At 47.4% G+C, this 228-nt stretch carries 1 pseudogene; it reads right to left on the bottom strand.

What is annotated here, in order from left to right:
* A pseudogene (locus tag Q4548_RS17145) lies at nt 1–191 on the bottom strand (hypothetical protein); the annotation flags it as partial.
* Nucleotides 192–228: the final 37 nt, after the last annotated feature.

Genomic DNA, 228 nt, shown 5'->3' with positions numbered 1-228 from the left:
ACACGGGACTGGGATACATCATTGGTACCGTCAGCACTGCTATCACTGTTGACATAAAAGGTATTGAACAAACCATCCACAGAAAAGGTGGTCGCCTCCTGGTCGTACAGCGTGATAGCGGCAGACGCCTGTGCGCTGATAGCTACCGCCGCTGCCATTGGCAGCAACTTGAAGATTTTATTATTTTTCATTTTGTATGGCCCTGATAGTGTTGTTTTTGTCGTACAG

The sequence above is a fragment of the Wenyingzhuangia sp. 2_MG-2023 genome (genome assembly GCF_030548295.1).
Taxonomy (GTDB): domain Bacteria; phylum Bacteroidota; class Bacteroidia; order Flavobacteriales; family Flavobacteriaceae; genus Wenyingzhuangia.
The sequence above is the reverse complement of the archived record's forward strand: the minus strand, read 5'-3'. Positions and strand labels throughout refer to the sequence as shown.